The sequence below is a fragment of the Streptomyces sp. PCS3-D2 genome, assembly GCF_000612545.2.
In the GTDB taxonomy this organism is placed as follows: domain Bacteria; phylum Actinomycetota; class Actinomycetes; order Streptomycetales; family Streptomycetaceae; genus Streptomyces.
In genome coordinates, this window is sequence record NZ_CP097800.1 from 4790355 (window position 1) to 4803835 (window position 13481).

A 13481-nucleotide genomic window follows, 5' to 3' on the forward strand; every position below is an offset into this window, starting at 1 on the left:
ATATTCCGCCCCCTACTCCCCGTGGCACTCCGAGTACGGCTTGCCCGAGGTGCACCAGCAGGGGGCCGTGGGGGTGGGGGGCCAGGGGGTGGCCTTGCCGCGGGCCGCGAGGGTCGTGGCGTATTCGGCCAGGAGGCTGGGGGACGCGGGGGAGGTCTTCTCGGAGGCCGCGAAGGCCTCGTACGAGGGGACGCTCGCCGTGACGATGCCCAGGTTGGTGGTGCCCGAGGCGGCGAGGGCACGCAGGGAGGTCTCGATGTCGCGCAGGTGGGCCTCGTGCGAGGCGTACTCCGCGCCGAGCGTCGGGTAGCTGGTCAGCAACTCGGACAGTTCGCGCTGCGGCCAGTGGAGGATCGCCACCGGGAACGGGCGGGACAGGGCCGCACGGCGGTCGCCCAGTTCGGCGCGCAGGCGGGCGATCTCGGCGCGCAGCTCTGCGGGGTCGTCGGAGCCGAGGGCCCAGATGCGCTTGGGGTCGTGGAGCTCGTCGAGTGGGATGGGGCCGATGTGGCGCGTGTCGGCGACCATGTCCCAGTCGTCGTGCGGGCGCCCGAGGAGGCGGCGCACGCGGTGGCGGCCCGTCAGGAGGGCGGTCGTGGCCGGGGTGAGCGGGGTGGAGTCCGCGATCAGGAGCGTCGCGGCCTGAGTGAAGCAGTTCTCCGCGTCCTCCAACTCGTCGTGCGTCTCCAGGGCTTCCGCGATGACCTCCCACGGGGCCGGGTCCTTGGGGGAGGCGGCGCGGATGCCCGAGATGAGGGCGCGGGCCTCGGGCTCGTGGCCGTACTCCCAGAGGTTCGCCGCCTGGAGGGCCTTGATCAGGTGGGGGTCGGACGGTGAGGAGGACAGGAGCTGGTCGTAGAGGGTGCTCGCCCGGTCCCGTTCGTCGGCCAGTTCGAGGTGGGCCGCGGCCTGGAGGAGCAAGGGCTCCTGGTCCTCGGGGTAGCGGGTCGCCGTGCGGATGAGGCGCTCGGCTTCGGCGATGTGCTCGGCAGGCGTGTCGGGGCGCATGGTTCACACCGTACTGCCGCTGGTCAGTTGGTGGGGGAGGACTTAGGGTGCCGCCCGTGCGCGATCACATACCTGTGGTGGTCCAGGGGCGGGGTCGACAGGCGCGCCGGGTCGGCCCGGCGCGGATCCTGTGGGCGACCGCCGAGCTGACCGTCACCGCGGGCGTGGTGGTGTTGTTGCTGGTGGTGCACCAGATGTGGTGGACCAACCGGCAGGCCGTCGCTGCGGCGCAGGAGCAGGTCCGGGTCCTGGAGCAGGACTGGCGGGCCGATCCCCGTCCTTCCGGTTCGCCGTCCGCTTCTTCTCCCCCCGCCTCCCCTTCCGGCCCCTCGGCCGTTCCTGCTCCCCGGCCGGAGCCCGGGTCCGCCGCCGAGCCGTCGGGGGCGCGCGAGCGGGCCTACGCCGTCCTGCGCATCCCGCGCCTCGGCCTCGTCGCGCCCGTAGCGCAGGGAATCGACCGGCGGGCCGTCCTCGACCGGGGGTACGTGGGGCAGTACCCCGGGACCGCCGGGCCCGGGGAGCGGGGGAACTTCGCTCTGGCCGGACACCGCAACACCCACGGCGAGCCGTTCCGGTACGTCAACCGGCTGCGGCCGGGCGACGAGCTGATCGTCGACGTGCGGGGGCGCAGGTACACCTACGTGGTGGGAAAGGTCCTGGGCGAGACGACCGCACGGGACACCGGGGTGATCGCGCCGGTGCCGCGGAGCGTGGTGAAGCCGGAGTACGGGTACGACGAGCCCGGCGCGTACATCACCCTGACCACGTGCACGCCCGAGTACAGCTCGAAGTACCGGCTGGTGGTCTGGGGGACCCTCAGACCATGACCCGGGCCCCGCCGTTGTCGGTGGACCCGGTTACCATCGACCGAGGACGGTGCAGTTCACGGATGTGACGAGGGGGAGGTTCGCATGGGTCGGTCACGACGCTTCGACGTTCCGCCCGCCCGGATCGCCCGGCTGCTCTCCGTACTGCTCCCGCTCGTGCTGCTCGGGGGAGCCCTCGGCCTGTTCGCGGGGGAGAGCGGGCTGGGCGCCGTGGTGGTCGCCCTCGCCGCGTCCGTCGCGTCCGTCTCCGTGGGCGCCGAGGCCCTGGCCGCCGCCGCGCGGCTCGTACGGCCCGTACCGCCGCACCGCATACGCACCGCGATCCGTGATCGCGAGCAGCGCACGGCGTTCCTGCCGCAGCGCGATCCCGACGCCTCGGGCCGTTCACGACCCAGGGCACCCGGCCGTCTCGCCCCGACGGCCGCGTAGGGGCGCGCAGTACTCCCCGCCTTCTGCTGACTGATCACTGTTGTCGCCCCTCGTGGGTCGTCACGCCGAAACGCAGTTCTTTCGACGTTCGACGAGACCCCTCGGAGGGCCCACGTGTCCGTTCTCATCCACCTTGTCGCTGAGCTGGGCCGGCTTCTGGAGCCGGCCCTGGCCGAGTCCGCGACTGCTGCCGCGATCGTGCTGTTCACCGTGCTCGTACGGCTCGCCCTGCACCCGCTGAGCAGGGCCGCCTTCCGCGGTGCGACCCCGGTGGCCGGCCTCCTGCCCGTGCTGCTCCAGCTGCCGGTCTTCTTCCTCATGTACCAGGCGTTCTCGTCGGGGAACGAGCTGCTGGACCACCGGTTGTTCGCCGCCCCGCTGGGGTCCCGGTGGACCGACGCGCTCGGGGAGGGCGGCCTGTTCGGGGCGCAGGGGCTGGTGTTCCTCGCGCTCTTCGGGGCGATCGCGGTGGTAGCCGCGTGGAGTGCCGCGCGCGGCCGCCGGTCCGCCGCTGCGGCGGCTGCGGTTGCGGCCGCCCCGAAGAAGCCGGTGCATCCGGCGAAGGCCGCCAAGAAGGCCGGTGCCGGTGCCGGGAGTGCGGCGGTCGCGGGGCTGCCCGAGCTGAGCGCCGAGCAGCAGGAAGCCATGCGCAAGCTGGGCGGCGTCCTGCCCCTGCTGTCCTTCGGGACGCTGATCACCGCCGCCGTCGTGCCGCTGGCGGCCGGCCTCTACCTGCTCACCACCACCGCCTGGTCCGTGGCGGAGCGGGCCTGGTTGGAGTACCGCAAGGGGCGTGTCGCGGCGCGGGTCGCGGCCGGAGCCGCCGCCGACCGGTCGGCCGACAGGGCTGTGCGTTCCAGTCTGTGAACAGGGTCTTGCGGATGGGGTGGCCATCTTGGAGGATCGACCAATCCTCCGATGGCCGCAACCCATCGTCCGGCCCGGGGCATGCCCGTGGGCCGACCACCCACGACCACGGGAGAATGCCCATGAAGCTGCTGCGTGTCGGACCGGTCGGGTCGGAGCGCCCCGCGCTGCTCGACCAGAACGGGACCCTGCGGGATCTGTCCGGCCTGATCACGGATGTGGACGGCGCGCTGCTCGCCGACGGCTCCGTGCTGTCCCGGGTGCGGGACGCGGCCGCGTCCGGTGAGCTTCCGGTCCTGGACGCCGAAGGGCTGCGAACCGGTGCGCCGGTCGGCCGCATCGGCAAGATCGTGGGCATCGGGCTGAACTACTTCGGCCACGCGGCGGAGATCGGCGCGGAGCCGCCGGCCGAGCCGATCCTCTTCCTGAAGGCCGCGGACACGGTGGTCGGCCCCGACGACACCGTGCTGATCCCGCGCGGCAGCGTGAAGACCGACTGGGAGGCCGAACTCGGCGTCGTCATCGGCAGCACCGCCCGCTACCTGGACACCGCGGAGCAGGGCCTGGCCCACGTCGGCGGCTACCTGCTGGTCAACGACGTCTCGGAGCGCGAGTTCCAGATCGAGCGCGGGGGCACCTGGGACAAGGGCAAGAACTGCGAGACCTTCACCCCGCTCGGCCCGTGGTTGGTCACCGCCGACGAGATCCCGGACCCGCAGGTCCTGGACGTGAAGCTGTGGGTCAACGGTGAGCTCAAGCAGGACGGCAACACCTCTGATCAGATCTTCCCGGTCGGTGAGGTGGTCCGGTACCTGAGCCGGTTCATGACCCTGTACCCGGGCGACGTCATCGTCACCGGCACACCGGCCGGCGTGGCGATGGGCCAGCCGGAGCCGAAGCCGTACCTGCGGGCCGGCGACGTCGTGGAGCTGGAGATCGAGCGGCTCGGCCGTCAGCGCCAGGAGGTCAAGGGCGCGTAACCGCCGTACGGGACGCGGAGGACGGGCGAGGGACGGGCGAGGGCCGGGCAGGGCGGCCGTCGGGGCGGCCCCGCCCGTCCCGCCCGCGCCGGCTCACGCGCGTGCCCGGGACGTCACGCGGTCCCGTGCTGCCTGCGGCCTTCGGTGTTCCAGGTGCTCTCCATGCCCTCAGTGCTCTCCGTGCGCCATGGTGACGGGAAGCTCCACCGCCACGCCTTCCCGGGACGACATGCGGGCAGCCTCCAGTACGTCGAGGCAGCGCGCGGCCTCGTGCGCCGTGACCGGGGCGGGCCCGCCGGTGCGCAGGGCGGCCGCCACCGCCGCGTAGTACGCCGGGTAGTCGCCCTGTTCGGTCGGTACCGGTGCCCCGCCACCGGTCAGCGGGGATTCGCCCGAGCCCACCCGCCCCCACAGGTGCGGCGGCTCCTCGCCCCAGGGCAGCCGCCCGTCCGGCCGCAGGCCCTCCCGCAGGGCGCCCTCCTGCGGGTCCAGGCCGTACTTCACGTAGCCGGCGCGGGAGCCGAGCACCCGGAACCGCGGTCCGAGCTGGGCCGTGGCTGCGCTGACGTAGAGGTGTGAGCGGACCCCGTTCGCGTGGGTGAGGGCGATGAAGGTGTCGTCGTCGGTCTCGGCGCCCGGGCGGCGCGCGTCGGTCTCCGCGTAGACCCGCACGGCGGGCCCGAACAGCACGAGGGCCTGGTCGACGACGTGGCTGCCGAGGTCGTAGAGCAGGCCGCCGATCTCCTCCGGGGCGCCCGACTCCCGCCAGCCGCCCTTCAGCTGCGGGCGCCAGCGCTCGAAGCGGGACTCGAAGCGGTGGATCTCGCCCAGTTCGCCGTCCGCGAGGAGGCGGCGCAGGGTGAGGAAGTCGTTGTCCCAGCGGCGGTTCTGAAAGACGGAAAGGAGGACTCCGCGCCGGTCGGCCAGGGCGGCGAGCGCCCGGGCCTCGGCGGCGGTGGCGGCGAGCGGCTTGTCCACGACCGCCGGGATCCCGGCTTCCAGGGCGGCCGTGGCGAGCGGGACGTGCGTCTTGTTGGGGGAGGCGATCACGACGAGGTCGAGGTCGCGCTCCCACAGCTCGTCGGAGGTGGGGGCGGTGCGGACGCCGGGGAACTCGGCGCGGGCGCGGGCCTGCCGATCCGGGTCGGAGGTGACGACCGTGTCGAGGACGAGTCCGTCCGTGGCGGCCACGAGGGGGGCGTGGAAGACGGAACCGGCGAGTCCGTAGCCGATGACGCCGACACGAAGTGGTGCAGTGGGGGTGGGGGTGCTCATGAGGCCACTTTGGCAACAGCGTTGTCGAAGTGCAAGGAGGGTGGACAATGGGCCTGTGAACAGGGCTAGCGGGAACGGGAGCGGGAACGGCGGCCGGGGCGACGTGTACGGTCGGCGCGGCGGGGCCAACCTGCCGGCGCTGCGCGGCCACAACGACGCGCTGGTCCTGGACCTGCTCCGGGCCGCGGGGCCGGCGGGCCTGGGGCGCACGGAACTCGCCGCCCGCACGGGACTCACCCCGCAGGCCGTCAGCAAGATCACGGCCAGGCTCAGTGTGGAGGGCCTGGTCGCGGAGGCGGGCCGGGCCGCTTCCACCGGCGGCAAGCCGCGCACCCTGCTGAGGCTGGTGCCGGATGTCCGGCACGCCGTGGGGGTGCAGCTGGACCGCGACGAGCTCCGGGCGGTACGGGTGGACCTGGCGGGCCGCGTCGTCTCCGAGAGCAGCGGCCCGCTCGACTTCGGGACCGGACCGGAGGCGGCGGTCGAGGCGGTCGTACGGGCGGTCGCGCGGGTCGGCGCCCCGTCCGGCCTGCCGCCCTTGGGCGTGGGGGTGGCCGCGCCGGGACCGCTCGACCACCGGGCCGGGGTGATGGGGCGGGTGACCGGCTACCCGAGCTGGAAGGACTTTCCGCTGAGGGGGGTGCTGGAGGGGCGGCTGGGACTGCCGGTGCTGCTGGACAAGGACACGAACGCCGGTGCGGCCGCGGCCGCCGGGGCGTGGCTCCGGGCCGCCTGGCCCGATCCGGATGCGGATGGGGACGCGGACACGGGGCCGGACACCGGGCCGGACACGGGCACGGAACCGGGCGCCGGCGGGTACGCCGGCAGCGGTCCCCGCACCTGCGTGTATCTGCACGTCGGGACCGGGCTCGGCGCGGGGCTGTGGCTGGGCGACGGGGTCTACCGGGGCGTCCGCTCGGCGGCGGGCGAGTTCGGCCACCAGGTGCTCCTGCTGGACGGCCCGCCCTGCCGGTGCGGGGCCCGCGGCTGCGTGGAGGTGCTGTGCCTTGAGGCGGTGGCCCGGGGTGATCTCCCCGGGGCCGCTCGGATCCTGGGCGAGGCCGCGGCCAACCTGGTCGCGCTGCTGGACGTGGACCGGGTGCTGCTCGGCGGTCGGGTGGTGGCGGCGGCGCCGGACGTGTTCGTGTCCGGGGTCGGAGCCGTTCTCGCGGCCCGTGCGCTGGATCCGGCCCGGCCGGTGGTCGCCCTGGCGGGTGCGGGTGTGGCGGAGGGGGCGGCGGAGATGGTGCTGGCGCCGTTGTTCGGGCGCGAGTAGGGCGCGGCTCGGCCGCGCGGGTCCCGTCGGTCCGCTCCGTAAGGGGCGCATGCCGGTGCTGGTGCGTCGCGGGGGCCGTGCGTTGCCGGGTGCGGCGCTGCTGCGGGGCGATACCCCCGGGCCCCCCGTGCCTCGACCGTCGGCGGTTGATCGGGACCGGTGGGGCGGGGGGGAGCGGGGTTGACGGGTGCACCGATCGGGCGTAAACCGGAACGACTCAGGCGTGGTGCGCGGTGACGTTCGCGCCTGCGTGGGAGGGTGCGGGCAGGCCGGGGTGATGGTCACCTCGTCCGACCATCGTCCTGTCCGGCAAGCAGCGAAGGTCTTCCATGCGACTGCGCAAAGCCCTTGCCCTCACCGCCTTCCTCTCCGCCGTCCTGGCCGTCACCGCCGCACCCACCGCCGGCGCGGACGTCGGCACCGGCGGCGGTGCCCGCCCCGCTCCCGCGCTGCCGTCCCGCATCCAGGCCGCCTGCGGGGACGGCACGAGTTCCGCCTTCCCCATCGGCGCGCGGATCCGCGGTGGCCCGGCCGTGTACCGCACCGGCGGCGAGCCGCAGACCTGGTACCTGGACCTGACCAACACCACGAACTCCCGGTGCACGGCCATCCACCCCGTCGTGGTCCTCACCGACAAGGCCCGCACCCTGCGACCCGCCCACCTGCGGATGGAGTTCGAAGCCCCGGGCGGCACCCTGCCCGCCGGGCTCGAACGCAGCGACCGCGACGAGATCATCGCCGTCTTCGACGGCGGGGACGCCTTTCCCGGCTTCACCGTGGCCCCCGGCGGTACCCACACCGTGAAGGTCTCGCTCTCCTTCGCCCCCGACGCGCCCACCGGTGAGGTCGTCGCGGACGCCGCCCTCGTCCAGCGCAAGGGCGACGACGGGGACTGGATCGGCGAGGCGGGCGGCTACCGGTTCTCCGTCGAGGAGCCCGCGGGCTCCGTCGAGGCCGGCTCCCTCGCCCACACCGGACCCCACACGTGGGTGTACGGGGCGGGCGCCTTGACCGCCGTCGCCGTGGGCGGAGGCCTCCTGCTGGGAGCCCGCAGACTCCGCACCCGACCCCGCGGCCGCGGGTGCTGACGCCGTCCCGCCCGCACTGGAGTCCGCCCCCCGGCTGAAGTCCGTCCGCCCGTGATGACGTCGGCCGGCCCGTGGGGAAGTCCGCCCGCCCCCGGAGTCACGTACGGCGGCCGCGACCGCCCCGCATAGAGTCCCGCTGTGGAAAAGAACCTCCAGAGCCACCGCCCCGGCTCGCCCGTGCGGTCCGGCATCCCCGAGCACGGCCGCATCCCCAAGTACTACGCCGTCAAGGCCCGGATCGCCGAGCTCCTCGACGCGCTGGGCGAGGGCGGGACACTGCCCACCGAGCGCGATCTGGCCGAGCGGTACGAGGTCTCCCGCGAGACCGTCCGGCAGGCCCTGCGCGAGTTGCTGCTGGAGGGCCGGCTTCGCCGCTCCGGCCGGGGGACCGTCGTCGCCGGGCCCAAGCTGGAGCAGCCGCTGTCCCTCGCCAGCTACACGGAGGGGGTGCGCCGTCAGGGGCACCGGCCGGGCCGGCGGCTGATCGGGCTGGAACAGTTCCCCTGCCCGCCCGACCTCGCGCCCGGGATCGGTGCCGAGCCCGGCCAGCCCGTCTGGCACCTGGAACGGGTCCTGCTCGCCGACGACGAGCGCGTCGGCCTGGAGAGCACATACATCCAGGTGGCCCGTGCCCCGCGCCTGGACATCGATTTCCAGCCGGACTCCTCCTTCTACGGATATCTCCGCGACAGCCTCGGCATCTCCTTCGGCGAGGCCGACGAGAAGCTGGAGACCGTGCTCGCCACCCCTCGCGAGGCCCTGCTGATCGGCACCCCGCCGGCCCTGCCCATGCTGCTCATCCACCGCTTCTCGCGGGACGGGGAGGGCCGCCCCTTGGAGCGGGTGCGTTCGCTCTACCGCGGTGACCGGTTCAGCTTCACGACCCGCCTGCGCGCCGAATAACCCGACGTCAAATCAACCGTAGCCACTGAAAAAGGGTGCAGCGATATCACAGAAAGATAACGGGTCTGGTCCAATCGTCGAGGCGCGTTCACCGGCGCGTCGCCGGACCGCCCCTCCCGGGTCACGGCCGGCACCCACCGTTGGCGGCGTGAGAGTCATAGTCGTCGGAGGCGGCGTGGTCGGCACCATGCACGCCTGGCAAGCAGTCGAACGCGGCCACGAGGTCGTCCAGATCGAGCGGGAGGCCGAGGCGCGCGGCGCCTCACTGCGCAATTTCGGCCAGATCTGGGTCAGTGGACGGGCCGGGGGCGAAGAGCTCGACACCGCCCTGCGCGCCCGCGAGCTGTGGGAGCGGATCGGCGCGGAGGTGCCCGGCCTGGGCTTCCGCGCCATCGGCTCCCTCACTCCCGTCCGCAACGCCCGCGAACACGCCGTCGCCGAGGCGGCCCTGGCCCGGCCGGACGCCGCCGCCCGCGGCTACGAACTTCTCGGCGCCGGGGAGGCGCGCAGGATCAACCCGGCCCTGCGCGGCGACTTCGAAGCCGCCCTGTGGTGCGAGCGGGACGCGGCCGTCGAACCGCGCACCGCTCAGCTGCACCTGCGCGAGGCCCTGCGCGCCAAGGCCGGCAGCCGCTACACCTTCCTGCCCGGCCGCGAGGTCCGCGAGGTCACCGGCCCCGGCGCAGTCCGCGACGACCACGGCGACGTCCACCGCGGCGACGCCGTGGTCCTGGCCACCGGCGCCTGGTTGACCGGGCTGGTCCGCGAACTGGTCCCGGACCTGCCCGTGCGCCGGGTCCGGCTCCAGATGATGCAGACCGCGCCGCTCGGAGAGGCGCTCACCACCTCCGTCGCGGACGCCGACAGCTTCCGCTACTACCCCGCCTACCGGTCCGCGGCCCTCGACGAGCTGAACGCCGGCCAGGCCCAGACGCCGATCGCCGCCGCGCACCGGATGCAACTGCTGATGGTCCAACGCCAGGACGGCGGACTGACGATCGGCGACACCCACGCATACGAGCACCCCTTCGCCTTCGACACCGTCGAGGATCCGTACGAGCACCTCACCGAGGTCGTCGAGTCCTTCCTGGGCCGCTCACTGCCGAAGATCAGGCAGCGGTGGGCCGGCGTGTACGCGCAGTGCACGGACACCTCCCGCGTCGTCCACCGCCAGCAGGTCGCCGACGGCGTCTGGCTGGTGACCGGACCCGGCGGGCGCGGCATGACCTGCTCCCCCGCCATCGCCGAGACCACCGCGAACGAACTGGGCTGGTAATCCCGATGACCGACACCACCGAAACCACCGGCACCACTCGCGCCGAAGCCACCGACACCACCCGCACCACCACCGGCACCACCACCGGCGCCGGCCGGCTGGTCGTCCTCGACATGGCCGGTACCACCGTCGCCGACGGCGGCCTGGTCGAGCGCGCCTTCGAGCGGGCGGCGGGGCGCCTCGGCGTCGAGCCCGGCACCCCCGACCACGCCGAGAAGCTCCAGTACGTCCTGGCCACCATGGGCGAGTCCAAGATCTCTGTCTTCCGACACCTCTTCGGCAGGGAGGAGCTGGCCCGTCGCGCCAACTCCGCCTTCGAGGAGGCCTACGCGGAGCTCGTCGACGGCGGCCTGGTCGCCGAGGTCCCCGGCGCCCGCGCCGCGATCGAGGAGCTCCGTGCCGACGGCCGGACCGTCGCCCTGACCACCGGCTTCGCCCGCGTCACCCAGGACGCCATCCTGGACGCACTCGGCTGGCAGGACCTCGCGGACCTCACCCTCTGTCCCGCCGACGCGGGCGGCCGCGGCCGGCCCTTCCCCGACATGGTGCTGACCGCGTTCCTGCGGACCGGTGCCGCGGCCCGGGTCGCGGATGTCGCCGACATCGTGGTCGTCGGCGACACGGCCTACGACATGCTCAGCGGGCGGCGCGCCGGAGCGGGCATCGTGGCGGGCGTCCTCACCGGCGCCCACGACCGCGCGGCGCTGACGCGGAACGGCGCGACCCACATCCTCGGCTCCGTCGCCGAACTCCCGCGGCTCCTCACGGAGTCGGCGTGAGCGGTATCCGCTTCGACGGGGTCAGCGTCGCCTACGACGGCAACACCGTGCTGGACCGCCTCGACCTGACCGTGGAGGCGGGCGAGGTGATGGCGCTGCTCGGACCCTCCGGCTCGGGCAAGACCACCGCCCTGCGCGCAGTCGCCGGCTTCGTACGGCCCGGCGCGGGACGGGTGCTCATCGGCGGCCGGGACGTCACCGCACTCCCGCCGCACCAGCGCGGCATCGGCATGGTCGTCCAGCAGTACGCGCTCTTCCCGCACATGCGGGTCGAGGACAACGTCGCCTTCGGCCTCAAGGCCCGGAAGGCGCCGAAGGCCGACGTCCCCGGCCGGGTCGCCGAAGCCCTGGAGATGACGGGCATGGCCGCCTACGCCCGGCGCTACCCGCGCGAGCTGTCGGGCGGCCAGCAGCAGCGGGTCGCCCTCGCCCGCGCCCTCGCCATCCGCCCCGGCGTGCTCCTGCTGGACGAACCGCTCTCCGCCCTCGACGCACAACTGCGCTCCGGGATGCTCGCCGAACTGGCCCGACTGCACCGCGAACTGCCCGACGTGTCCATCCTGTACGTCACGCACGACCAGGTGGAGGCGCTCACCCTAGCCGACCGGATCGCCGTCATGGATCGCGCCCGGCTGCAGGACTGCGGAACACCGCAGGAGCTGTACCGGGCCCCGCGCACGGAATTCACCGCCTCCTTCGTCGGCGACGCGAACCTGCTCCCGGTCACGGTGGCGGACGGCGGCGCCGTCTTCGAGGGCCGCGCGCTGACCCTCGACCCGGGGCGCGCGGCGCCGGGAGCCGCGGCCACCCTGTGCGTACGGCCGCACCTGCTCGGTCTCGGTACCGGCCCCAACGCGCTGAGCGGCACCATCACCGAGGTGCAGTGGCGGGGTTCCACGCACCGGCTGTACGTCGACGTCGGCGGACACCGGGTGAAGGCGGACCTTCCCGAACTGCGGGAGACGCCCTCGCTGGGAGACCCGGTCACGCTGCACTTCGAGCCGCGCGACGCCGTGCTGCTGGCCGCAGGGGTGACCCGTGCCTGACGCCGCGCGGCAAGCCCCGCCGCCCCCGCCGCCGGGCTCCGCCGCACCCCCGCCGCCCGACCCGGTGCCCCCGGTCCTCCCCGCTCCCGGTCCCGCCCTCGCGGCCCCCGGGGCGCCCCCGCGGGGGATCCCGCGCAGTGTGTGGGCGGTGCCGCCGGTGGCCGTGCTCGCGCTGCTGTTCCTGTATCCCCTCGCGCTGGTCGTCCAGCAGTCCCTCACTCCCGACGACGGCGGCGGCGCCTTCGACGCCTATGCCCGCGTCTTCGGGTCGCAGGCCTTCCGCGACGCCCTCGGGACCACCGTCTGGCTCGCGGTCGGAGCCACCCTCGGCTGCCTGCTCCTCGGGTTCACGCTCGCGCTGATCATCGCGTTCGTGCCCTTTCCCGGAGCCCGCGCCGTCGCCAGGTTCATCGATGTCTTCCTCTCCTTCCCCTCCTTCCTCATCACTCTCGCCCTCCTCTTCCTCTACGGCACCGTCGGCATGGCCAACGGCCTCGTCACCGGGTTCACCGGCGCCGCCGAGGGGCCGTTCCGCTTCCTCACCACCCCCTGGGGCGTCCTGCTCGCGGAGATCACCTACTTCACGCCCTTCGTGATCCGCCCGCTCCTCGCCGCGTTCTCCCAGCTCGACACGGCCCAGCTGGAGGCTGCCGCGAGTCTGGGCGCGCGCCCCGCCCGGATCGTGCGGCGGGTGATCCTGCCCGAGGCCCTCCCGGCTCTCGCGGCCGGCGGCAGCCTCGTCCTCGTCATGTGCCTCAACGAGTTCGGGATCGTCCTGTTCACCGGGGCCAAGGGGGTCACGACCCTGCCGATGCTCATTTACGGCAAGGCCATCCTCGAATCCGACTACCCGGCCGCCTGCGTGGTCGCCGTCGTCAACATCGTGATCTCCGTAGGCCTGTTCGGCCTCTACCGGATGGTGGGCAAGCGTGCTGGTGCATAGCAAGACCGGCCGCTGGGCCGCCTGGGGCCTTTTCGGGCTTCTGTTCCTGCCGCTCTTCGCGCTGCCCCTGGCCGTCGTGGTCGCGGCGTCCTTCGCCACCCACTGGTCCGGAGCCTTCCCCTCCGGCCCGACCGCCGCCCACTACGCCGCCGCCGTGCGCGGCGAGTCCCTCCAGGCCCTCACCACCAGCCTGGTCACCGCCGTCGCGGCCAGCCTCCTCGCGCTCACCGTCGGCACCTGGTCCGCGCTGGCCGCCGCCGCGCTGGGAAAGCGGGGCAAGCGGCTCCTGGACGCGCTGTTCATGCTGCCCGTGGCGGTGCCGTCCGTGGTCGTCGGCCTCGCCGTCCTCGTCGCCTTCAGCCGCCCGCCCGTCCTGCTCAACGGCACCGCCCCGATCGTCGTCCTGGCCCACACCGTCCTCGTCACGGCGTTCGCCCACCAGTCGGTGTCCGCCGCCATCGTCCGGCTCGACCCCGCCTACGAGCAGGCGGCGGCCTCCCTCGGCGCCCGTCCCGGGTACGTGCTGTGGCGGGTCCGGCTGCCCCTCCTGCTGCCGTCCCTCACGGCCGCGGCCGGACTCTGCTTCGCCCTGTCCATGGGTGAGCTCAGCGCCACGATGATGCTCTACCCGCCGGACTGGGTGCCCCTCCCGGTCCGTATCTTCACCGCCACCGACCGCGGTTCGCTCTTCGGCGGATCCGCCGTCGCCGTCGTCCTGATGGCCACCACCGTGCTGGTCCTGCTGTCCGTCTCCCGCATCCGCACCAGGGCCTCGTACCGCTGA

The 13481-nt window shown here is 73.8% G+C and carries 14 protein-coding genes; 12 read left to right on the forward strand and 2 right to left on the reverse strand.

All coding sequences use genetic code 11. The features are described 5' to 3' along the window. Positions 1 to 12: 12 nt before the first annotated feature. Positions 13 to 1008, reverse strand: a complete 996-nt coding sequence (locus AW27_RS21085) for an SEC-C domain-containing protein (RefSeq protein WP_037923386.1) — start codon at positions 1006 to 1008, stop codon at positions 13 to 15. A 47-nt stretch (positions 1009 to 1055) separates the two neighbouring features. Between AW27_RS21085 and AW27_RS21090 the strand changes: the two genes are divergently transcribed. The 4 genes from AW27_RS21090 (at position 1056) to AW27_RS21105 (ending at position 4111) form a co-directional block, all read left to right on the forward strand. Beyond that, a complete protein-coding gene (locus AW27_RS21090; protein ID WP_483316550.1) occupies positions 1056 to 1835 on the forward strand; it encodes a class E sortase in 780 nt (259 codons plus the stop codon). An 84-nt stretch (positions 1836 to 1919) separates the two neighbouring features. Next, positions 1920 to 2264 (forward strand): DUF6412 domain-containing protein, encoded by a 345-nt coding sequence (locus AW27_RS21095; protein ID WP_037923390.1) that lies wholly within the window; start codon positions 1920 to 1922, stop codon positions 2262 to 2264. Positions 2265 to 2378: 114 nt separating this feature from the next. Next, positions 2379 to 3131 (forward strand): YidC/Oxa1 family membrane protein insertase, encoded by a 753-nt coding sequence (locus AW27_RS21100; RefSeq protein WP_037923393.1) that lies wholly within the window; start codon positions 2379 to 2381, stop codon positions 3129 to 3131. 122 nt (positions 3132 to 3253) lie between these two features. Further along, positions 3254 to 4111 (forward strand): fumarylacetoacetate hydrolase family protein, encoded by an 858-nt coding sequence (locus AW27_RS21105; RefSeq protein WP_037923396.1) that lies wholly within the window; start codon positions 3254 to 3256, stop codon positions 4109 to 4111. 168 nt (positions 4112 to 4279) lie between these two features. On the opposite strand, the gene AW27_RS21110 is transcribed toward AW27_RS21105, so the two are convergent. After that, positions 4280 to 5386: a Gfo/Idh/MocA family oxidoreductase gene (locus tag AW27_RS21110; protein WP_037923399.1), complete on the reverse strand. Its 1107-nt coding sequence runs from the start codon at positions 5384 to 5386 to the stop codon at positions 4280 to 4282. A gap of 55 nt (positions 5387 to 5441) precedes the next feature. On the opposite strand from AW27_RS21110, the gene AW27_RS21115 reads away from it, so the two are divergent. From AW27_RS21115 to AW27_RS21150, 8 genes are all read left to right on the forward strand, one after another. Then, the gene (locus AW27_RS21115; protein WP_236647689.1) at positions 5442 to 6662 is read left to right on the forward strand and encodes an ROK family transcriptional regulator; all 1221 of its coding nucleotides are present in this window, start codon (positions 5442 to 5444) and stop codon (positions 6660 to 6662) included. A gap of 329 nt (positions 6663 to 6991) precedes the next feature. After that, positions 6992 to 7750, forward strand: a complete 759-nt coding sequence (locus AW27_RS21120; RefSeq protein ID WP_052030825.1) for a hypothetical protein — start codon at positions 6992 to 6994, stop codon at positions 7748 to 7750. Between the two features lie 138 nt (positions 7751 to 7888). Further along, complete coding sequence (locus tag AW27_RS21125; protein ID WP_037923404.1) at positions 7889 to 8653, forward strand: GntR family transcriptional regulator; 765 nt, start codon at positions 7889 to 7891, stop codon at positions 8651 to 8653. Positions 8654 to 8801: 148 nt separating this feature from the next. Then, positions 8802 to 9929, forward strand: coding sequence for a TIGR03364 family FAD-dependent oxidoreductase (locus AW27_RS21130; RefSeq protein WP_037923407.1), 1128 nt, complete (start codon positions 8802 to 8804; stop codon positions 9927 to 9929). Positions 9930 to 9934: 5 nt separating this feature from the next. Beyond that, positions 9935 to 10708 carry a phosphonatase-like hydrolase gene (locus AW27_RS21135; RefSeq protein ID WP_078556634.1) on the forward strand — a complete coding sequence of 258 codons (774 nt, stop codon included), beginning with the start codon at positions 9935 to 9937 and terminating at the stop codon, positions 10706 to 10708. After that, positions 10705 to 11754: an ABC transporter ATP-binding protein gene (locus AW27_RS21140; protein ID WP_037923410.1), complete on the forward strand. Its 1050-nt coding sequence runs from the start codon at positions 10705 to 10707 to the stop codon at positions 11752 to 11754. The genes AW27_RS21135 and AW27_RS21140 overlap by 4 nt, the downstream gene beginning before the upstream one ends. A 64-nt stretch (positions 11755 to 11818) precedes the next feature. Then, on the forward strand, positions 11819 to 12697 hold the full coding sequence (locus AW27_RS21145; protein WP_052030827.1) for a 2-aminoethylphosphonate ABC transporter permease subunit: 879 nt from the start codon (positions 11819 to 11821) through the stop codon (positions 12695 to 12697). Next, positions 12684 to 13481 (forward strand): ABC transporter permease, encoded by a 798-nt coding sequence (locus AW27_RS21150; RefSeq protein WP_037923413.1) that lies wholly within the window; start codon positions 12684 to 12686, stop codon positions 13479 to 13481. Before AW27_RS21145 ends, AW27_RS21150 begins: the two co-directional genes overlap by 14 nt.

Bases quoted from the DNA above. Each gene is read 5' to 3' on its own strand.
- AW27_RS21085 (WP_037923386.1), bottom strand. From the start codon at position 1,008: ATGCGCCCCGACACGCCTGCCGAGCACATCGCCGAAGCCGAGCGCCTC.
- AW27_RS21095 (WP_037923390.1), top strand. From the start codon at position 1,920: ATGGGTCGGTCACGACGCTTCGACGTTCCGCCCGCCCGGATCGCCCGG.
- AW27_RS21105 (WP_037923396.1), top strand. From the start codon at position 3,254: ATGAAGCTGCTGCGTGTCGGACCGGTCGGGTCGGAGCGCCCCGCGCTG.
- AW27_RS21110 (WP_037923399.1), bottom strand. From the start codon at position 5,386: ATGAGCACCCCCACCCCCACTGCACCACTTCGTGTCGGCGTCATCGGC.
- AW27_RS21120 (WP_052030825.1), top strand. From the start codon at position 6,992: ATGCGACTGCGCAAAGCCCTTGCCCTCACCGCCTTCCTCTCCGCCGTC.
- AW27_RS21135 (WP_078556634.1), top strand. From the start codon at position 9,935: ATGACCGACACCACCGAAACCACCGGCACCACTCGCGCCGAAGCCACC.